At 70.2% G+C, this 21108-nt stretch carries 15 protein-coding genes; 10 read left to right on the top strand and 5 right to left on the bottom strand.

The features are described 5' to 3' along the window. Window positions 1-351 precede the first annotated feature (351 nt). Complete coding sequence (locus tag SK854_RS10115) at window positions 352-1089, bottom strand: FadR/GntR family transcriptional regulator (RefSeq protein ID WP_319974752.1); 738 nt, start codon at window positions 1087-1089, stop codon at window positions 352-354. A 224-nt stretch (window positions 1090-1313) separates the two neighbouring features. Between SK854_RS10115 and SK854_RS10110 the strand changes: the two genes are divergently transcribed. After that, the gene (locus tag SK854_RS10110) at window positions 1314-2756 is read left to right on the top strand and encodes an RICIN domain-containing protein (protein WP_319974751.1); all 1443 of its coding nucleotides are present in this window, start codon (window positions 1314-1316) and stop codon (window positions 2754-2756) included. A gap of 12 nt (window positions 2757-2768) precedes the next feature. Here the strand turns inward: SK854_RS10110 and SK854_RS10105 are convergent, their stop codons facing one another. Beyond that, window positions 2769-3677, bottom strand: coding sequence for a cellulose binding domain-containing protein (locus SK854_RS10105; RefSeq protein ID WP_319974750.1), 909 nt, complete (start codon window positions 3675-3677; stop codon window positions 2769-2771). 209 nt (window positions 3678-3886) lie between these two features. Then, window positions 3887-4888, bottom strand: coding sequence for a LacI family DNA-binding transcriptional regulator (locus SK854_RS10100; RefSeq protein WP_319974749.1), 1002 nt, complete (start codon window positions 4886-4888; stop codon window positions 3887-3889). 217 nt (window positions 4889-5105) lie between these two features. Between SK854_RS10100 and SK854_RS10095 the strand changes: the two genes are divergently transcribed. Both SK854_RS10095 and SK854_RS10090 read left to right on the top strand, forming a co-directional pair. After that, entirely contained in the window at window positions 5106-6089 is a 984-nt protein-coding gene (locus SK854_RS10095) for a LacI family DNA-binding transcriptional regulator (RefSeq protein WP_319974748.1), read from the top strand. A gap of 162 nt (window positions 6090-6251) precedes the next feature. Further along, the gene (locus SK854_RS10090; protein WP_319974747.1) at window positions 6252-6941 is read left to right on the top strand and encodes a glycoside hydrolase family 12 protein; all 690 of its coding nucleotides are present in this window, start codon (window positions 6252-6254) and stop codon (window positions 6939-6941) included. A 16-nt stretch (window positions 6942-6957) separates the two neighbouring features. On the opposite strand, the gene SK854_RS10085 is transcribed toward SK854_RS10090, so the two are convergent. Next, window positions 6958-7935 carry an acetylxylan esterase gene (locus SK854_RS10085; RefSeq protein ID WP_319974746.1) on the bottom strand — a complete coding sequence of 326 codons (978 nt, stop codon included), beginning with the start codon at window positions 7933-7935 and terminating at the stop codon, window positions 6958-6960. Window positions 7936-7968: 33 nt separating this feature from the next. After that, entirely contained in the window at window positions 7969-10794 is a 2826-nt protein-coding gene (locus SK854_RS10080) for a glycoside hydrolase family 3 C-terminal domain-containing protein (RefSeq protein WP_319974745.1), read from the bottom strand. Between the two features lie 160 nt (window positions 10795-10954). Here SK854_RS10080 and SK854_RS10075 point away from each other — a divergent pair, with 160 nt between their 5' ends. The 7 genes from SK854_RS10075 to SK854_RS10045 are packed head-to-tail and all read left to right on the top strand — an operon-like array spanning window position 10955 to window position 21106. Continuing rightward, window positions 10955-12637: a type 2 periplasmic-binding domain-containing protein gene (locus tag SK854_RS10075; RefSeq protein WP_319974744.1), complete on the top strand. Its 1683-nt coding sequence runs from the start codon at window positions 10955-10957 to the stop codon at window positions 12635-12637. Continuing rightward, window positions 12634-13590, top strand: coding sequence for an ABC transporter permease (locus SK854_RS10070; protein WP_319974743.1), 957 nt, complete (start codon window positions 12634-12636; stop codon window positions 13588-13590). Before SK854_RS10075 ends, SK854_RS10070 begins: the two co-directional genes overlap by 4 nt. Before the next feature lie 5 nt (window positions 13591-13595). Beyond that, window positions 13596-14564: a carbohydrate ABC transporter permease gene (locus SK854_RS10065; RefSeq protein WP_319974742.1), complete on the top strand. Its 969-nt coding sequence runs from the start codon at window positions 13596-13598 to the stop codon at window positions 14562-14564. Window positions 14565-14570: 6 nt separating this feature from the next. After that, entirely contained in the window at window positions 14571-15599 is a 1029-nt protein-coding gene (locus SK854_RS10060) for a LacI family DNA-binding transcriptional regulator (RefSeq protein WP_319974741.1), read from the top strand. Window positions 15600-15639: 40 nt separating this feature from the next. Further along, window positions 15640-17676, top strand: coding sequence for a glycoside hydrolase family 31 protein (locus tag SK854_RS10055; protein ID WP_319974740.1), 2037 nt, complete (start codon window positions 15640-15642; stop codon window positions 17674-17676). After that, window positions 17673-19652 (top strand): beta-galactosidase, encoded by a 1980-nt coding sequence (locus SK854_RS10050; protein ID WP_319974739.1) that lies wholly within the window; start codon window positions 17673-17675, stop codon window positions 19650-19652. The genes SK854_RS10055 and SK854_RS10050 overlap by 4 nt, the downstream gene beginning before the upstream one ends. Then, the gene (locus tag SK854_RS10045) at window positions 19649-21106 is read left to right on the top strand and encodes a glycoside hydrolase family 43 protein (protein WP_319974738.1); all 1458 of its coding nucleotides are present in this window, start codon (window positions 19649-19651) and stop codon (window positions 21104-21106) included. Before SK854_RS10050 ends, SK854_RS10045 begins: the two co-directional genes overlap by 4 nt. Window positions 21107-21108 lie beyond the last annotated feature (2 nt).

Genomic DNA, 21108 nt, shown 5'->3' with positions numbered 1-21108 from the left:
AAAGGGTTGTTCGAGCTCACGGCACGGCTCACGCCGGCCGAGTCCCGGTGCCGGCGGCGGTGCGGCGATCCGGAAAGTCCTCAGTGGACGGTGGACGGTCTCCCGCCGTGCGGGCACGGCTCGGCGACCGGGTGTTCCGGCGGGTGGCTGGTTCTCCGCGTGCGGCGGTGGGCCGGCAGCGCCGGGATGGATCCGTGAGTGACCGGCAGGGTCGCGCTCACGGCGTCAGGTGCCTGCGTTCGGTGGCGGACATGCGTCCCTCCCTCGATGCCTCGCTGCACCGGATTCAGTGCGACACATCACACTGACAATCGAGAAGGTTGTAGCACACATCCAGAAGACGGGTCCAGGTCAGCCGAACACGCGGCGCTGGATCTCCCGCCGGTAGTCCTCGAGGGTCCGGTCCACGTGCACGGCGGCCGCATCGGCCGCGGCCTCGGGGTCGCCCCGCCGGATGGCCTGGTAGATCGCGGCGTGCTCCTCGACCGCCTCGGCGGTGTGGCTGCCCACCGCGCCGTGCATCCCGATGATGTTGGACTGGCGCTGCAGGCGGCGCGCCTCGCGCACCGCCGCGACGAGGAACTGGTTGTGCGAGGCGGCCGCGACGGCCAGGTGGAAGTCCTCGTCGCCCTGGTCGAACAGCGCGGCCTCACCGGTGAGGTGGCCCTGCCGGCACATCTCGGCGGCTGCCTCGATGGTGTGCAGCTCAGCGGGGGTGGCGCGGGTCGCGGCGTACCGCGCGGCCGCGGTCTCCTGGACCCGGCGGAACTCGAAGAGCATGTACACGTGGTCGAGGTCGGTGGGCAGGAAGAAGCCGCCCCAGCGGGACGCTCCGAGCATCCCCTCGTCGTCGGCCACGTAGAGACCGCGGCCTTTGTGGGCACGCACCCTGCCGAGCGCCGAGAGGATCTTCACGGCCTCCCGCACGACGGTCCGGCTGGTCCCCATCCGGCCGGCCAGCTCGTTCTCCGTCGGCATGCGGTCGCCGGGACGCAGCTCCAGCTCGGCGATGAGTTCCAGGATCTTCTCCGCCACGACCTCGTAGCCGGGCCGGTAGGCGGGCGGTGCGAACGTGGCATCTGCATCCACCGACCGGCTCCTTCGTGAGTACGACTTTTTCTCCGTCGAACGAGGATACATGCGGAATCGAACGTGCAGGGCAACCCGTCGAACGCGACATCGTCGCTGCCCAGAGCCATGATCGTGCACACGATCGACAGCCAAGATAAGCATGCTCATTTTCTTGACGTCGGCTCGTTCAGGCTGCCATGGTCCAGCGGGCACGGGTGACACACGACGTAGTGGAGCAGCCGATGAGTCGTCGCTGGAAAGCGCTTACCGCCTTGCGGTTGCTGATGTCTCTCCTCCTCGCCACATCCCTGGCGATCGTCACCCAGGCCACCGCGCAGGCGTCCACGAGCCAGTTCCGGGGCGTGAACTGGGCCGACCAGAGGGACAACTTCGTCAACGGCGTGCTCTACCCGTCCGGGCTCAGCGCGTCGGACACCTACTCCTCGGCGGCCGTCGTCGCGGACCGCGTGGTGGGACAGCTGTACTCGCTCACCGGCGCCAACACCGTGCGGATCCCGATCAACGAGCCGACCGTCACGAACTACTGGGGTACCTACACCGGCGCCATCGACACCGCGCTCGGCAAGGGCAACGTGATCTTCGCGTACTGGGCGCACACCGGTGGCAGGCCGCAGAACCAGGCCGCCTTCGAGAGGATGTGGGACACCGTCATCGCCAAGTACGGCTCCCACCCCAACGCGTACTTCGAGGTCATCAACGAGCCGCACGGCTACAGCACGACCGACCTCAACAACATGTACAACTCCTGGCTGACCAGGTACTCGTCCGTCCCGCGCGGCAGGGTGGTCCTCGACGGCGCGGGCCTCGCCCAGAACGTTCCCGCGGTCGGCGGCGACAGCAGGCTGAACGGCACCCTTCTCGCGGTGCACGACTATTCGTTCTTCGCCGGGTTCGAGAGCGAAACCCAGTGGGCGGACCACATCGCGAGCTACATCGGCGCCTACGCGAGCCGCACCATCGCCACCGAGTGGGGCGGCGCGATGGGTCCGGGCACCAAGAACGGCGTGTACTTCGACGCGGTCGACTACAGCGTCCCGAGCGGGTCGTACATGGCCGACTACATCCGCGGGGTCAGCGCCAAGCTGCGCAGCCTCGGGATGGGTGGCGTGTACTGGCCCGGCCTGCGCGACGGCGACTGGTACAGCCTGACCACCAGGAGCGGCAGCGGTTCCGGCACGACGCTGTCACTGACGAACCGCTCGGGGCTGCAACGGCTGCGCTACTCCTGGGGTCTGGGCGACGCCGGCACCGAGGTCGCCGGGATCCGCAACGTCGGAACAGGCTGGTACGTCGACGGTCTCGGTAGGACCACCGAGTCCCCGGCAGGACAGGGAACCGGCGGTGCGAGCCCCGGTCAGCGGTGGGTGGTCGAGAACTCCGGCGCCTACGTCCGGATCAAGAACGCGACCACCGGCCTGTACCTCGACGGCCTGGGCCGCACGGCCAACGGCTCCGACGCGGTCCAGCGCGCCGGCAACACCGCCACCAGTCAGCAGTGGACGGTGGTGACCGGCACCAGCAGGGGCAACGACGTGCGCATCAGAAACCGCGCCACCGGCCTGTACCTCGACGGCATGGGACGTGCGTCGACCTCCGCGAACCTCGGCCAGTGGAGTGACAGCAACAGCGTCAACCAGCAGTGGCGGATCGTCGCGGCGGGCTGACCGGCGCACGCCTCAGGCGAGCGAACAGGCGTGCCCGTTGAGGGTGAAGGCCCGGGGAGTGGTGCTGGCACCGGACGCGGTGAAGCCCAGCAGCAACGACTCTCCGGCGGGGATCGCGACGTTGTACGGCACGGCGGTGGCGGAGATGTCCCTGCCCGACTGCTTCGGCGTCGCGTTCCACATCTCGGACACCGTCTGCGTGCCGGCGAACGTCCACTGCAACGTCCAGCCGTTGATCTCCGCGGCACCGGTGTTGCGCAGGGTGACGTCGGTGCGGAACCCGCCGGGCCAGGTGTGGGTGACGACGTAGGCGACCGAACACCCGGTCACCGGCTTCGGCGCCTGCGGTGCGGCGGGCGTGGACGCGGCCGGTGCGGTGGGCGCAGGGGCCGCGGTGGTGCTGGGGGCGACGCAGGGCGGGCCCCACTGCCCGAGCCGCTTGGAGGTCGCGGACGCCTCCGCCTCCTTCATCACGCGGTCGTCGGGGTTCTCGTTGCGCGCCATGCCCATCTCGACGGCGAGCAGCGCGTAGTCGGTGCCGTCCGCGAGGCGCAGCGACACCACGGGTTCGCCGTCCGGTGTCCGCTCGACGGGCTTTTCGAGCAGCATCGTCTTCGCGAACGTCGTGGACGCCTCGGTCCAGCACGCGTCCGGCACGGCGAGTCCCTTGACGCGCACCTCCTCACCGTCGGAGAGCCGCACGGTCCGCACGTCCACGACGGTCTGGACGGTCGCGGAGTACGCGGTCTTGAGCGGAGGCTCGATGATCGAGGGGAACGCGGGCGGCGTCGAGGTGACGGCCGGTGGCGCCGGCTCCCCGCCGCAGCCGGCGACGCCGATCAGCAGTACCACGGCGATCGCCGGCCACCTGCCAGATCTGGTCCCCGGAGCGGTCCGCGCGTCGCCTCGTGATCGTGTCATTGTTCCTCTGCCGGGATGCGGCGAACACCAGGAGGAGTTCGCCCGAACGGTCGATGTGATCCCGGGAGGCTACGACCTTTCGGTGGAACACGGAAGATCTTTCGCATCAACGAAAAGTGTTCTTCGACGCTTTCGAGTCGAATTCCTGTCGAACGCGGGGCTCGCGGAAAAAATGGTGAACAACGTTGCCGACTTTGATCGGCGCGGGTTCAGCGGGCGGCGGTGCTGCCGCGATCGGTGAGCAGCGGCTGGAGGAGACGGACCTCCGGCGCGAGCTCGCGGCCCAGACGCGCCATCACCATCTCGACGGCGATCGCGCCCAGCTCCTGTGCGGGAACGGCGATCGAGGTGAGCGGGACGGGCAGGGTCTCCGCGACGTCGTCGGGGCACAGCGTGATCACCGACAGGTCGCGGGGGACGTCCAGCGACCGGCGCCGCAGTTCGAGCAGCAACGGGCCGAGGACCGCCTCGTTGTGCACCACCAGTCCGGTGGTGCCGCGGTCCGGGTGCAGCACGTCGTCCAGGCATTCGGACACCGCGGCGAAGCCGGGCGCGCACGAGTGGACCGAGGCGAGCAGACCGCGTTTGGTGGTCTCGCCCTGGAACCCGGACAGCAGCCGCGCGGCGTAGCTCGTGCCGCGCTGGTAGACCGAGGGAGGCGAGCCGATCAGCGCGATCGAGCGGTGGCCGCGCTCCGCCAGGTGGCTCGCCATCTGCCGGCCCGCGGTGGCGAAGTCGAGGTCGACGCAGCTCAGACCCTCGTGGTCGTCGGGCATGCCGAGCAGGACCACCGGCGCGTCGACGTCGCGCAGTTCCGGGACGCGGGGATCCGCGCTCTCGACGTCCATCACGACGATCGCGTCCGCCATGGACCGCGCGATGACGCGGTGGGCCTCGCCGGGACCCGCCTCCTTGGTCAGCAGCAGCACGTCGTAGTCGTGGTCACGGGCGCGCGCCACGATCGACGACACGAACCGCATGATGATCGGCATGTTCTGGTCGGAGTGCAGCGGCACGACCAGGCCGACCACGCGCGACCGGTTCGAGGCGAGCGCCCGCGCACCGGCGTTCGGGTGGTAGCCCAGGGCCACGATGCTCTGCTCGACGCGGCGCTTGGTCTCCTCGGAGATGCTGCGCTTGCCGCTGAGCACGTACGAGACCGTGCTCATCGAGACGCCGGCGTGGTGGGCGACCTCCTTGATCGTGATCATGCCCGCCCTTCGGGTCGCGCCGGTTCGTCGCGAGCATCGTAGTGCGTGGGACCGGTGTGGTCGAACAGCTGTCGAACGCCGGCACGACAATGGTCGAACTCGTCGAACAGGTGCACTGCGCTTGACGTGCGGGTTTCGCCTGTGTCACATTCTGAAACCACGTTCGAAGCGCTTCGATTCAATTCTGCTCAGGCGCTGCGGAACCGGAGGTGTCGGCGTGGTCACCATTGTGGACGTGGCGAGGCACGCGGGTGTCGCGCCCAGCACGGTTTCCTACGTGCTGACCGGCAAACGCCCGGTTTCGGCCGAAACCCGAATGCGGGTGGGGGAGAGCATTCGGCTGCTCGGCTACCAGCCGCACGCGGGGGCGAAGGCGCTGGCCGGGAGCCGGACGAACGTGCTGGCCCTCGTCCTGCCGCTGCGGGAGGGCGTGCACCTGCCGGTGGTGATGCGGTTCGCCTCCTCGGTCGTCACCACCGCCCGCGAGCACGACATGGACGTGCTGCTGGTGACCGCGGACGAGGGCGCCGCCGGACTCCGCCGAGTCGCCGGCACCGCCAGGGTGGACGGGTTCCTCGTGATGGACGTGGGGCTGGAGGACGAGCGCGTGCCGGTGCTGCGCGAGCTCGGCCGCCCGGCCGTCCTGCTCGGGCATCCGACCGTGGCGAACGGCCTGACCTGCGTCGATCTTGACTTCGAGGCGGCCGGCGCGCGGTGCGTCGACCACCTCGTCGAACTCGGGCACCGCACCATCGGCTTCCTCGGGGCGCCGGGAGCGGTCTACGCGCGCAACACGGGGTTCGCGCAGCGCACGCTCGCGGGGTTCAGCGCCGCGGCGATGCGGCGCGGTGTCGCGTCGACCGCCCTGCCCGCCGAACGGCACCGTGACGCCGTGCGCGCCGTGGTCGGGACGCTGCTCAGAGAGCTCTCGCGGATGACCGCGCTGGTCGTGCACAACGAGGCGGTGCTGGGCCTGGTCGTCGAGTGCCTGCGGGCCGAGGGACGCCGCGTGCCGGAGGACGTCGCCGTGGTCGCGATCTGCCCGGACGAACTGGCCGAGCAGCTGCGGCTGACCTCGGTGCGGCTGCCCGCCGACGTGCTGGGGCGGCGCGCGGTCGAGCTGCTGATGGCCAAGCTGAACGGACAGCAGCCGCCGGCGCTCACGTTGCTGCCGCCGAAGCTGTTCAGCCGGACGGGATGAGGCGTGAATGGGATTCGCCGCGCATCTGTCCGTGAATCCTCATCGAATTTTTTCGCTCGGTTGTGTTCGATGATTTCGATGTTAGGTTGAATTCAGCGAATCGCTTCGGCTTCTCGGGCGGCGCGAATTCCGTTCAATGGTGTGCGGAAGGGAAAATCGAAGATGAAAATCGTGCGTGCATTTGTTGTCGTGATGGCGGCTGCCCTGACGGTCTCCCTGGGGGCCGGCACCGCGTCCGCCGCGACCTGGAGTTCCTCCGACAGGTGGGGAACGTGGTCGAACGGCGGCTACACGGTCCGCAACAACATCTGGGGCAACGGGTACGGGCCGCAGACGATCTGGGCCAACTCCTACAGCAACTGGGGCGTCTGGGCGAACCACCCCAACACCGGCGGGATCAAGGCCTACCCGCACTCCGAACGGCAGGTGAACCGGCGGCTCAGCTCGCTCGGGAGTCTGTCGAGCAGCTTCAACGTCTCCTATCCGAACTCCGGCGCCTACACGACCGCCTACGACATCTGGGCCGACAACAACGCCTACGAGATCATGCTGTGGATGAACAAGGTCGGCCCCGTCGGCCCGATCGGGGCGCGCGAGACGACGGTGTCGGTGGGCGGCCACACCTGGGACGTCCACCGCGGCTCGAACGGCTCGAACCAGGTGTTCTCGTTCGTCCGCACGTCCAACACCGGGTCCGGCACGATCAACGTCAAGGCGGTCATGGACTGGATCCGCAACCGCGGCTGGTTCGGTGACGTCACCGTCGGCTCCGTCCAGTTCGGCTACGAGATCACGTCGTCCAGCGGCGGCCTGAACTTCACCACCAACAGCTACTCCGTCTCCTTCGGCTGACGCCGGACAGAGGGGATCACGGCGTCAGGGCCCGGTCGCGCAGCCACTCCAGCTGCGCGACCGGGTTGGACCCGTATCCGCCACCGTGGTCGGCGAACGGCCACACGGTCATGGTCCGGTCCTCGCCCGCGTAGTGGTTGAACGCGGCGTACACAGTGGACGGTGGGCAGACGGGGTCCATCAGCCCGACGCTGAACAACGCCGGCGCCGTCGCCCGTTGCGCGAAGTTGACACCGTCGAAGTAGGACAGCGTGCGGAAGGCCGGCTCCACCCCGTGCCTGCTGTGCCAGCGCAGGTACTCCGCGATCTCCACGTACGGACCCTCGCCCGCCATCTCGGCCGCCCGCCGGTAGTGGCACAGGAACGGCACGTCCGGCAGCGCGGCCGCGACGCGGTCGCGCGCCAGCCCGGCGACGGCGATGCTCAGCCCTCCGCCCTGGCTGCCACCCGCGACGACCACCTGCTCCGGATCCAACCCGGGCAGGTGCCCGACTGCGTCCACGGCGCGGACGCAGTCGGTGACGAGACGCCGGTAGTAGTGGTCGTCCGGTGAGTCGATGCCGCTGGTCATGAAGCCCTTGACCCACTGGGTGCCCCCGCTCGCCACGCGGTCCGGGGTGTCGTGGCCCTGACCGCGGCTGTCGACCACGAGCTGGGCGTACCCGGCGGCGGACCACAGCAGGTGGTCGGTGGGCAGGCCGCGACCGCAGCTGTAGCCCAGGTACGTGACGACGACGGGCAGTGGGCCGTGGCTGCCGCGCGGGCGCAGCAGCCAGGCGGCCACCGGGTCGCCGCCGAAGCCGGGGAAGCGGACGTCGGCGACCTCGACGGTGCGCAGCAGGTGCCGGTCGGTGACGTCGGTGGCCTCCACCGCGCCACCGGCCGAACGGGCCTCGCCGAGCGTCCGGTCCCAGAACTCGTCGAAGTCCGGTGGTGCCTGCATCTCCGGGCGGTAGACGACGAGTTCGTCGAGCGGGGCGTCCGTCAGCGGCATCGGGGCTCCTTCAGGCGGGTCTGCGTGCGGATCTCATTCTGCGGTGGAGAAGCGGAAGGACGTGAGCCGGAAGGAGCCGTGCAGGACCACTCGCAGGTCGTGGACCCCGGTCACCGCCGAAGGCAGCGCCGCCGAGACGGTCGTCCACTCGTAACGGCCTCCGGTGGCCGGCACCGGCAGCTCCGCCAGAACTCCCTCGTCCGTCCTGAACTCCAGTCGTGCCGAGGAGTTCTCCGAGGAGACCTCCGCCTCGACGCGGAGCGCGCCGGACAGGTCGGTCCGCCCGAACCACAGGGTGGCCGGTCGATCGGCGTCGGTGGCGGTGACCGCGTCACCGGTCACGCGCGTGGCGTCGACGAGGGTCACGTTGTCGTGGTCGTCGAAGTCGGCGGCGAGAAGACGCCCGGCGCCCGCGCGAGGGGAGGGGGCCGGTCCTGCGACCGTGAGCGGGGCGGTGAGCACGACGTCCCCGGCCGAACGGGCGACGAGAACCTCGTAGGCGCCGGGATCCACCGCGAACGCACCGGTCGCGACGTCCCAGTGGGCGAGCTTGTCGACGGGCAGCCGGAAGGACAGGACCCGGCTCTCGCCGGGAGCCAGCGTGATCTTGCGGAAGTCGGCGAGCCGCAGCAGCGGGGCCTCGTACCGCGCGTGCAGCGCGCGGACGTAGAGCTGGACGACGTCGCTGCCGGTCCTTGCTCCGGTGTTGGCCAGCGTCACCGAGAGGTCGATCGCGCTGTCCCGGGTGGCGGTGTCCGACGACAGGATCAGGTCGCGGTGGGCGAAGCCGGTGTAGGAGAGGCCGTGGCCGAAGGGGTACAGCGGCGCGGCGCGGTGGTACTGGTAGGTCCAGCCCGCCTTGATGATGTCGTAGTCGAGCGGGTGCGGCAGCGCGTCGTCACCGCGGTACCACGTCTGCGGCAGGCGTCCGGCGGGTTCGGCCTCGCCGAGCAGGACGGCGGCCAGCGCCCGGCCGGTCTCCTGCCCGCCGTGGGACGTCCACACCACGGTGGGCAGGTGCTCGTCCGCCCAGTCCAGGGCGTAGGGGTAGCTGCTCATCACGACCAGCGCCGTGTCCGGCCGGACTCCCGCGACCGCGCGCAGCAGCGCGTCCTGGGCGGCCGGGAGCGCGATTCCCGCGCGGTCCTCGGTCTCCCGTCCGTGGATCAGCGGGTGGTTGCCGAGGACGACCACCGCGACGTCCGCCGACAGCGCGGCGGCCAGCGCCTCCGCGGTGCCGTCGCGCAGGACCTCGCGCTCCCAGCGTTCGGCGGCATCGGCGGTCTCCGCGGTGACGCTCACCGTGCCGTCGACGGGATCGACGACGGCGTACCGGCCCGTGAGCACGTTCTGCAGCAACACCGAGTCCTCGGCGGGCACGAGGCGGAACGTCTCGCGGACGTCCCAGCTCTTGATCAGCTCCTGGTCGGCGGCCAGCGAGGTGTCCTGGAGGCTCAGGTAGCGCCCGGACTCCGCCGACCGCAGCGTCAGCACGCCGCCGCCCCAGTCGACGACGTCGAACGGCGCCTTGCCCAGCAGTTCGCCGCTGGTGCGCGAGCGCAGCGCGATCCGGTCCGAGCCGTCCGCGACGACCACCTCGCCGCCTTCGCCCAGCACGGCCTGGAGTCCACTCGCGACGGTCACCTGGTACGGAAGCGTGCCGCTGTACCAGTCCTCGCACACCATGTCGGCGAGCGGACCGATCACGGCGATCCGCGACGTGCTGCCCGCGTCGAGCGGGAGCAGTCCTTCGTTGCGCAGCAGCACGACCGACTCGGTCGCGGACCGCAGCGCGAGGGCGCGGTGCTCGGCGCAGCCGATGACCTCGGGGCCGATGGTGGCGTACGGGTCGAGATCGGGGTCGAACTCGCCGAGGCGGAAGCGGATCTCCAGCTGCCGGCGCACGGCGCGGTCCACGTCCTCCTCGTCGATCAGGCCGCGCTCCAACGCCTCGCGGAGCCTGCCGATCGGGACGGCGCTGTCCTCGCCGTGGTCCGTGAAGCTGTCGATGCCCGCCTTGAGCGCGGCCGCGTGGGACTCGGCGTGGTCGTCGAAGTAGTGCTCCGGGTCCACCAGGTTGGACGGCGCCTCCGCGTCGCTGACCACGAACAGCTCGTGCCCGGTCGGCTCGGCCCAGCGGCGCAGTTCCGTCCCGATGAGCGGCGTGACGTGGCACGGGCGGCCGTTGACCAGGTTGTAGCCGGCCATGGCGCCGGTGGCGGCGCCCGAGGCGACCACGGGGCGGAAGGCCGCGAGGTCGTACTCCTGCAGCACGCGCGGGCGCAGGCCGGACGAGGTGACGCAGCGGTCGTCCTCGTTGTTGTAGGCCAGGAAGTGCTTGAGCACCGGGGCCGTGCGCAGGAACCGGTGGTGCTCGCCCGCGAGGCCGCGGCAGAACGCCGTGCCGATCCGCGCGGTGTGCACCGGGTCCTCGGAGTAGCCCTCCTCGTTGCGGCCCCAGCGGGGGTCGCGCAGCAGGTTCAGCACCGGGGCCCACGCCTGCAGGCTGTTCCTGCCCACGCCGATGGCGGCCGGGCGGTGGTAGTGGAACGCCCTCAACTCGACCGAGGTGGCCTCGGCGACGCGGCGCACCAGTTCCTCGTCCCAGGTCGCGCCCAGCCCGACCGCCTGGGGGAACACCGTGGCGGGGCCCAGCCACGCGACGCCGTGCAGCGCCTCCGACCCGGTGCGGAACACGTCCACGCCGAGGCGGGGCACCGCCGGCGAGTACTGGTGCAGCATCGCGATCCGCTCGTCGAGCGTGAGCCGCGCCAGGAGATCGTCGATGCGCTTGCGCGTCGACAGCGCGGAGTCGCGGAAAGGCAGCCGATCGACGGCGGGCACGGACTCGGAAACCACGTGGTAACCCCTCAGTTCAGAGCTAGCGTTGAAGCGTTTCGACGGTGTCACGCAGAGGTTTCTGCTGTCAACGGTCTTGTCTGATGCGACCTGCGTCACTAACCTCCCCGACATCTGTTTAAGCGCTTCGACACTTCGACGATGAAGGATCGGTCCCGCCATGGGCAACGAGTTGAACCGCAGAAGCTTCCTCAACGCCGCCGTCTCGGCAGCAGGGCTCGTCGCGATGGGACCGCTGCTGTCCGCCTGCGGCAGTGGCCCGGCGCAGCGGGCCGGAGTGGGTTCCGAAGCGGCGCTCAAGGCCGTGTTGCCGGCCTACGTGCCGAACACGTCGATCAAACCGGACATCCCGTCCATCGCGGGCGGCCCCGACGTGATGACGAACCCCGGCTTCCTCAGCTACCCGGCGAACCGGGTCGCCACCGTGTCCGGCATCCCGGGCAAGGGCGGGAAGTACTCGGCGGTCACGCCGCTGTGGGGGACCATCCCGCCCGCCGACAACGCGTTCTACGCGGCCATGAACAAGGCTCTGGGCGTCCAGCTGGAGATGAAGCCCGCGGACGGCAACACCTACAACACCATCATCCCGACGATGACCGCCTCGAAGCGGCTGCCGGACTGGATCCAGCTGCCGGCCTGGTGGAACTCCCAGATGAACGTCGGCGGGCTGGTGGGGAACCAGCTCGCGGACCTGACGCCCCACCTGTCCGGCGACAACATCAAGAAGTACCCCAACCTCGCGGCCATCCCGACCTCCGCGTGGCGCACCGGCGCCTGGGGCGAGAAGCTCTACGGAATCCCCTCGTTCGCCACCGGCTTCCAGATCGCGGGCACGCTCTACTACCGCCGCGACATCTTCGACGCCAAGGGAATCACCGCCGACCAGGTGAAGTCCGCCGACGACCTGATGAGGCTCGGCAAGGAGCTGACCGACGCCAAGAGCGGCGTGTGGGCCTTCGACGACGTCTACCGCTACCTCTACACCTCCTTCGGCGCACCGCTGAAGTGGCGGGTGGACAACGGGAAGCTGGTCCACCTGTTCGAGACCGAGGAGTTCTACGCGGCGCTCGACTGGAACAACCGGCTCGCCGCCGCGGGCTACGTGCACCCCGACGCGCTGGCGGGCGACAACGCCAACGGCAACACGCGGTTCTACGGCGGCAAGACGCTGATCTCCAGCAGCGGTACGGGGGCGTGGAACCTCGCCGACCTCCAGTCCGGCAGGGCCGCCGACCCGAACTACCGGCGCGGGGCGTTCAACGTCATCGCCGCCGACGGCAAGAGCACGCCGCGGGTCTACATGGGCGCGGGCGCCGACATCATGAGCTACCTCAACATCAACCTGAAGCCGGAACAGATCGAGGAGTGCCTGGCGATCGCGAACTACCTGGCCGCGCCGTTCGGCTCCGCCGAGTTCACGATGGTCAACTTCGGCGTCGAGGGCACCCACTTCACCATGGTCGACGGTGTGCCGACGGCCACCGAGGCAGGCAAGAAGGAGGTCCAGGCGCAGACCTACCCGTTCCTGGCCTCGCCGGCCGCCGCGACCAACAGCCCCGGCGCGCCGCAGGTCACCCAGGACTACCTCGCCTGGCAGGCCGCCAACGTGAAGGCGCTGACCAAGCCGGTCTTCTGGAACATGAACATCAGCATGCCCCAGGCGCAGGCCACGGCGGACGCCGCACAGCAGGTCGAGGACGCGATCAAGGACTGCATCCACGGCAAGAAGACGGTGGCCGCGGTGAAGGACGCCGTGGCGAGCTGGAAGACCAGCGGTGGCGGGGACAAGCTCATCCAGTGGACGAACGACAACGTCCTGCAGAAGCACGGCACCGGGCAGTGACCACGGCGGCCCCGACGCGGCCGGACCGCGCGACGCGACCGGCGCGGCAGAACTGGCGGGTGAGACTGCGCCGCGACCGGTCGCTGATCCTGATGACGCTGCCCGCCGTCGTCCTGCTGCTGGTCTTCAACTACGTCCCGCTGTTCGGGCTCGTCACCGCGTTCCAGGAGTACGACCCGCTGGCCGGGATCTGGTACAGCACGTGGGCGGGTCTCGACCAGTTCCAGCGGCTCTTCGGCGACGCGCTGTTCTGGAACGCGGTGCAGAACACGCTGTACCTGAGCTTCGTCCAGCTGATCCTGTTCTTCCCGGTCCCGATCGCGCTGGCCCTGCTGCTCAACTCGGTGCTGTCGCTGAGGATCCGCAACTTCATCCAGTCGGTCGTCTACCTGCCGCACTTCTTCTCGTGGGTGCTGGCCATCACGATCTTCCAGCAGATGCTCGGCGGTGCGGGAGCGCTCAACCACTTCCTGCGCAACAACGACATCGGCACCTGGGACGTCATGACGAACCCGGACACCTTCGCGTTGCTGATCTCCGCCCAGGTGATCTGGAAGGAGGCAGGCTGGGGGATCATCGTGTTCCTGGCCGCGCTCGCCGCCGTCAACACCGACCTCTACGAGGCCGCGGCGGCGGACGGTGCCGGGCGGTGGCGGCGACTGTGGCACATCACCCTGCCCGGCCTGCGCGGCGTCATCGTGCTGATGCTGGTGCTGCGACTGGGAAACGCGCTGACCGTCGGCTTCGAGCAGTTCCTGATCCAGCGCAACGCCGTGGGCTACGACACGGCGGACGTGCTGGACACCTTCTCGTTCTACTACGGCATCGCGACCGGTGACTACAGCTACGGCGCGGCGGCGGGTCTGTTCAAGAGCGTGATCTCGCTGTTGCTCATCTGGGGTGCGAACAAGCTGGCGCACACCTTCGGCGAAGACGGGTTGTATCGGAGGTGACCGACATGCTCACGATCGAACGCACACCTGAGGTCGCGAAAACGCTTGCGCCGCAGCCGGTGCGCAGGAAGAAGCGGAACACGCGGCCGGCGTGGGAGGAACCGCCGACGATCGCCGGCGAGGCGGCCAAGGGCATCACCCTCGGCGGCGTGCTGCTGGTGATGCTGGTGCCGTTGTGGATCATCGTGGTGACCAGCCTGTCCACCCAGGGCGCGGTCAACCGCGCCGGTGGTCTCGTGATCTGGCCCGACGGGCTGACCTTCGAGGCCTACCGGGTGATGCTGGAGGACACCACGGTGCGCACCGCGCTGCTGGTGAGTCTCGGCATCACCGCGGCCGGCACCGCCGTGTCGATGGCGGTCTCGGTCATGTGCGCCTACGGCCTGTCCCGGTCGCGGTCGTTCGCGCACCGCTTCCTGCTGACCCTGTTGATCGTCACCATGTTCGTCAACGGCGGCCTGATCCCGACCTTCCTGGTCGTCACCGGGCTGGGCGGCTACGGCCAGTGGTGGTCGCTGATCCTGCCAAGCGCGATCTCCGTCTTCAACATCCTGATCCTGCGGTCGTTCTACTCCAGCACCTCGGCCGACCTGATCGAGGCGGCGCGGATCGACGGCGCGGGGGACTGGCGGATCCTGTGGTCCATCGTGCTGCCGACCTCGCGGGCGGTGACGGCGGTGATGGCGCTCTTCTACGGCGTCGGCTACTGGAACTCCTTCTTCAACGTCATGTTGTACATGCCGACGGACAGTGAGAAGTGGCCGCTGCAGTACGTGCTGTACACGTACGTCAACCGGGGCAACGGCATGCCGGGCTCGGTGAACTCGGGCTTCGGCACGGCGTTCTCCCAGACGGCGCCGCTGTCGCTGCAGATGGCTGTCGTGGTGCTGACTCTCGTGCCGTTGCTCATCGTTTATCCGTTCGTGCAGAAGCACTTCCGCACGGGCGTCCTGACCGGCGCGATCAAGGGCTGAACATTCATGGTGACCATTGCCGACGTGGCCAGGCACGCGGGCGTGTCGTCCAGCACGGTGAGCTACGTGCTCAGCGGCAAGCGCGCGATCTCCGAGGAGACCCGCCGCCGGGTGCGGAGTTCCGTGCAGGTGCTCGGGTACCACCCCAACGCCGGTGCGCGTGCGCTGGCCGCGCGGCGGTCGCACATCATCGCGTTGATGGTGCCGTTGCGCACCGACGTCTACGTCCCGGTCATGATGGAGATCGCGATCGCGGTGACCACGGCGGCCCGTCAGCACGGGTACGACGTCCTGCTGATCACCAACGACGAGGGACCGGACGGGGTCCGCAGGATCGCCGCCAGCGGTCTGGCGGACGGCCTGATCCTGATGGACGTCGAGCTCGACGACGAACGCATCCCGGTGCTGCGCGCGCAGGGCACCCAGGCCACGCTCATCGGGCTGGCCGACGACGCGCGCGGAGTGTCCTGTGTGGACCACGACTTCGTGGCGGCAGGGGCGTTGTGCGCGGACCACCTCGCCGATCTCGGTCACCGCGAGATCGCGTTCATCGGCTACGGGTCCGGGGTCTACCACCGGCACGCCGGGTACGCCGAGCGCACGCTCGCCGGGTTCCGCGACCGGGCGGGGCAGCGAGGTCTGCGCTTTCTGCACAGGACCTGCGAGGGCACCTACGAGAGCACCGCGGGCACCCTCGCCCGCGTGCTCGCGGACCGTCCCGGCACCACCGGGTTCGTGGTGCAGAACGAGGGCGCGATCGGCCCGTTGCTGACCCTGCTGCGCACCAGCGGGCGGACGGTCCCCGAGGACGTCTCGGTGATCGCGTTGTGCCAGGACCAGCTCGCCGAGCAGTTCGCGCCGAGGCTCACGGCGGTGACCGGGTCCGCGCAGGAGCTCGGCCGGGTCGCCGTGGAGCAGATCGTCGGCAGGCTCGCCACGTCGAGCGACGGCGGCCGTCCTGACGACGACCGGGCTCTGCTCACCCCGGCCTTGACCGTGCGCGAGAGCACGGGACCCGCGCCACTGCTTCCCTGACCTTCTCCCGCACTCATCCAGGAACGTGAGGAGCTTCCGCATGCCCCAGCACTTCCGAGACCTCGGCACCGCGCTCGAATGGCGGGCCAGGGGCGAGACGCTCCGAGTCGAGGCGTGGGGCTCCGACGCGGTCCGCGTGCGCGCCACCCCCGCCGGTCCGCTGCTCGACGACCTCCCCGGCGCGTTGCTCGGCACGCCACCGGACGGCGGCCCGGTGGAGATCAAGATCTCCGAGCACCACGCCACGCTCGTGCACGGCGCGCTCACCGTCCGGATCGACGCCGGAACCGAAGGCGCCCTGACCCCGGAACTGGGGGCGCTCGCGGGAACTCTGACGTTCAGCAGAACCGAGGACGGCACCGAGCTCCTCGCGGAGGAACCGGCCCACTTCTGGTGGCCGGGCCCGCGTCTGGCCACCGCGACGGGCAACGGCCATCACCGGCTGGAGCAGCGTTTCCGCGCCTACAAAGGGGAACGGCTCTACGGCCTCGGCCAGCACACCCACGGCATGCTCGACCAGAAGGGCGCGGTCATCGACCTCGTCCAGCGCAACGCCGAGGTCACCATCCCGTTGCTGGTCTCCGACCGCGGCTACGGCCTGCTGTGGAACTCGCCCGCGATCGGGCGGGTGGAGCTCGCGGAGACCGGCACCCGCTGGGTGTCCGACAGCGCCCGTCAGATCGACTACTGGTTCACCGCGGGCCGGCCGGCCGACGTGCTGCGCCGCTACGCCGACGTGACCGGGCATTCGCCGGAGCTTCCCGAGTGGGCGTCCGGTTTCTGGCAGTGCAAGCTGCGCTACCGCACCCAGGACGAGCTGCTCGGCGTCGCCCGCGAGTACGAGCGGCGCGGGCTGCCGTTGTCCGTGATCGTCTGCGACTTCTTCCACTGGACCCATCTCGGCGAGTGGAAGTTCGACCTCGCCGAGTGGCCCGACCCGGCGGCGATGGTCCGCGAGCTGGACGAGATGGGCGTCAAGCTGATGGTCTCGGTCTGGCCCTCGGTCAGCCCGGCCAGCGAGAACTACCACCCCATGCTGAACCAGGGCCTGTTCGTCGGGACCGAGTTCGGGCCGATGGCGCACGCCGACTGGCCGGACAAGGGGCTCGGCGCCTACTCCGCTCAGGTCGCCTTCTACGACGCCACCAACCCCGAGGCGCGCGAGTACGTCTGGGAACGGATCCGGCGCGGCTACCACGACCTCGGCATCTCCGTGTACTGGCTGGACGCGGGCGAACCCGAGCTCAAACCCGGCCACCAGTACAACCTGCGCTACCACGCGGGTCCCGGCCTGGAGGTCGGCAACCTCTACCCGCGCGAGAACGCCCGCACCGTCCACGACGGACTGCGCGCGGCGGGGGAGACCGAGATCATCTCGCTCAACCGCTCGTCATGGGCGGGCGCGCAACGGTACGGCGCCGCGCTGTGGTCGGGGGACATCGGCACGGACTTCGCCACGCTGCGCACGCAGATCAAGGCCGGGCTGAACGTCATGATGTCCGGCATCCCCTGGTGGACGACGGACATCGGCGGATTCCACGGCGGCGACCCCGACGACCCCGCCTACCGCGAGGTCCTCGTGCGCTGGTTCCAGTACGGCACCTTCTGCCCGCTGTTCCGCCTGCACGGCTTCCGCGGCGACGAGCAGGTGCTGGAGCCCGCGATGACGGGACTGGCCAACGAGGTCTGGTCCTACGGCGAGGAGGCGTACGAGATCCTCGCCGGGCACCTGCGGCTGCGGGAACGTCTGCGCCCCTACGTGATGGAGCAGATGCGCACGGCCTCCGAGACCGGTGTGCCGCCGATGCGGCCGGTGTTCCTGGAGTTCCCGGACGACCCGGCGGCGTGGCGGGTCGAGGACGCCTTCCTGCTCGGCCCCGACCTGCTCGTGGCCCCGATCACCGAGGCGGGTGACCGCGAGCGCGACGTCCACCTGCCCGCCGGCGCGCGGTGGACCGACGCGTGGACCGGCGAGGAGCACGAGGGCGGGCGGACGGTCACCGTCGCCGCGCCGCTCGACCGCATCCCGCTGTTCCTGCGCGACGGCGCCCGGCTGCCCGTGCGGGAGGAGGCGTGATCGCGAACCGGCTGGGCGGCCTGGCCTTCGGCGGCGACTACAACCCCGAGCAGTGGGACGAGCGGGTGTGGAAGGAGGACGACGAGCTGATGCGCGAGGCCAGGGTCAACCTGGCCACGGTCGGCGTCTTCTCCTGGGCCCTGCTCGAGCCGGAGGAGGGCCGCTACGACTTCGGGTGGCTCGACGCGCATCTGAACCGCCTGCACGCCAACGGGGTCGCGGTCGACCTGGCCACGCCGACCGCCTCGCCGCCGCCGTGGTTCACCCTGGCTCACCCGGACGCCATGCCGGTCACCCGTGAGGGCACCAGGCTGGTCCACGGCAGCCGTGACACCTACTGCGTCAGCGCCCCGGCCTACCGCGCGGCGTCCCGGCGCATCGCCTCCGCGCTCGCGCAACGCTACGGCGACCATCCCGCGGTCGCGTTGTGGCACGTGCACAACGAGTACGTGACGTTGTGCTGGTGCGAGCACACCGCCGCCGCGTTCCGGGTCTGGCTGCGCGCCCGGCACGGTTCGCTGGACGCGCTCAACGAGGCGTGGGGCACGGCGTTCTGGAGCCAGCGGTACGGCAGCTGGGAGCAGGTCCTGCCGCCGCGCGCCACCCAGTGGCACCGCAACCCCGGTCTCACGCTGGACTTCAGCCGGTTCTTCTCCGACGAGGTGGTCGCCGCCTACACCGAGCAGCGGGACGCGATCCGCGCGCACAGCGACCGGCCGGTGACGACGAACATGATGCAGCCCGGCTACCAGAACGTCGACCTGTGGGCGCTGAGCCGTGAGGTCGACCTGGTCGCGATCGACCACTACCCGGACCGGCCGGGTCTCGACGCGGCGGCGGACGTCGCGTTCGCCGCGGACCGGGCCCGCTCGTTCGGCGGCGGCAGGCCGTGGCTGCTGATGGAACAGGGCACCAGCACGGTCTACGACCAGGGCCGGACGCTGGCCAAGGAACCCGGCGAGATCCTGCGCCACTCGCTAGGCCACATCGCGCGCGGCTCCGAAGGTGCGCTGTTCTTCCAGTGGCGCCAGTCGAAGGCGGGTGCCGAGCAGTGGCACTCGGCGATGGTCCCGCACGCCGGTCCGGACAGCCGCGTCTTCGCCGAGGTGAAGGAGATGGGCGAGGCCGTGTCCCGGCTCGGCGAGCTCGCGGGCTCGACCGTGACCGCCGACGTGGCCGTGCTGCACGACTCGGACGCCTGGTGGGCGTTGAACTCGGACGGCCTGCCTTCGTCCGAGCTCGGCTACCACTCGGCACTGCGCGACGCGCACCGGGCGTTGTGGGACAACGGGGTCGTCACCGACTTCGCGCACCCGGAGGCGGACCTGAGCCGGTACCGGCTGGTCGTCGCCCCGGCGTTGTACCTGCTCTCCGACGCGGGCGCGGAGAACCTGCGCCGCTACGTCGTCAACGGCGGAACGTTGCTGGTCCAGTACTTCAGCGGGGTCGTCGACAGCCGCGCGCACGCTCGGCTCGGCGGCTATCCGGCCGCCCCGCTGCGCGAGGCGCTGGGCATCCGGGTCGAGGAGTACCGGCCGCTGCGGCACGAGGAACGGATCCTCCTCTCGGACTCCTCGCACGGCACGGTCTGGAGCGAGACGGTGCGCGCACAGGGCGCGGAGACGGTCGCCGCGTACACCCACGGCGCGCTCGCCGGTTCTCCCGCGCTGACCCGGAACCGTTGTGGTGCGGGAGACGCCTGGTACCTGTCGACGCGGCTCGACGACGCGGACTACACGGCACTGCTGTCCCGGCTGCTGGACTCCGCCGGCGTCGGCCCGGTCCTGCCCGGCCTGCCGTCCGGTGTCGAAGTCGTTGTGCGCCAAGGTGAGGACGGCCGCCGCTGGCAGTTCGTGCTCAACCACCGCGCCGAACCCGTGTCCCTGCCCGATGCCGCCCACGACGTGCTGACGGGCGGATCGGTGCGGGAGCTGCCACCCGGCGGGTGCGCTGTGCTGACAGGAGCCGGCCGGTGACGATTCCCGTGATCCCGGGAACGCACCCCGACCCGAGCGTGTGCCGGGTGGGGGAGGACTACTACCTGGTGTGCTCCAGCTTCGAGTACTTCCCCGGAATCCCGGTCTTCCACAGCCGGGACCTGAAGAGCTGGACCCAGATCGGCAACGCGCTGGAGCGACCGAGTCAACTGCGGCTGACTGCGGAGACACCGTCGTCGGCGGGGATCTACGCGCCGACGTTGCGCCATCACGACGGCCGGTTCTGGCTGATCGTCACGAGCGTGAGCCACGGCGGCGGCAACATGGTGTTCACCGCCACCGATCCGGCCGGGCCGTGGTCCGACCCGGTCCCGCTGCCCGGCGTCGGCGGCATCGACCCGGACCTCGCCTGGGACGACGAGGGCACCTGCTGGTGCACGGTCGCGGGGGTGCGGCAGTACCGCGTCGACCCGGCCACCGGCGAGACGTTCGGTGAGCCGCGACGCTTGTGGTCCGGCACTCCCGGCGCCAAGGCACCGGAAGCGCCGCACCTGTACCGGATCGGCGACCACTGGTACCTGCTGATCGCCGAGGGCGGCACCGAACGGGGCCACGGCGTCTCGATCGCCCGCGCCTCGTCACCGGACGGCCCGTTCGAGCCGTGCCCCGCCAACCCGATCCTGAGCCACCGCAGCACCGACGAGCGCGTTCAGAACACCGGTCACGCCGATCTGGTGCAGGCGCCGGACGGTGCGTGGTGGATGGTGCTGCTCGGTGTCCGGCCCGGCGGCGGGACCCCCGGCTGGCACGTGCTCGGCCGGGAGACGTTCCTGGCACCGGTGACGTGGACCGACGGCTGGCCGATGGTCGGGGAGCTGACGCCGGGCGCACCCGGTTCCCCCGTGCCGGAACGGGACGACTTCGACCTCACCGAGCTGCGGCCGTGCTGGGTCTCCCTGCGCGACCGCTCGGAGCAGCACTGCACCACGAAGGAACGCCCGGGCTGGCTCACGCTGCACGCCCGCGGGTCCGGAATGGACGATCCCGCCGTCGTGTTCGCCGGGCGGCGCCAGCAACACCTGTCCTGCCTCGCCCGCACGGTGCTGGACCCGTCGGAGGGCCGTGGCGGCCTGGCGGTCCGGCTCGACGAGGAACACCACTACGAGATCGAGGTCGCGTACGGGGAGGTGCGGGTCCTTGCCCGCATCGGACCGGTGAGCACCGTCATCACCTCCCGCCCGGTGCCGGAGGGGCCGGTGGTCCTGGCCGTGCGCGTGGAGGAGGCCAGGGACCTGCGAGACGCGCGTTCCGGGCCCGACACCCTGTCGTTCGGCGTGGAGGAGCCCGGCGGCACCTTCACCGCACTCGCCACGCTCGACGGCAAGTACCTCTCGACCGAGGTCGCCGGTGGGTTCACCGGCCGCGTCATCGGCCTGTACGCCGCCGCGGGCACCGTCCACTTCGACTGGTTCGAGTACCAGCAGCTCCACTGAAT

The sequence above is a fragment of the Lentzea sokolovensis genome, assembly GCF_033949975.1.
GTDB lineage: Bacteria > Actinomycetota > Actinomycetes > Mycobacteriales > Pseudonocardiaceae > Lentzea > Lentzea sokolovensis.
Note: the sequence above shows the minus strand (reverse complement) of the source record. Positions and strands in the feature narration are given on the sequence as shown.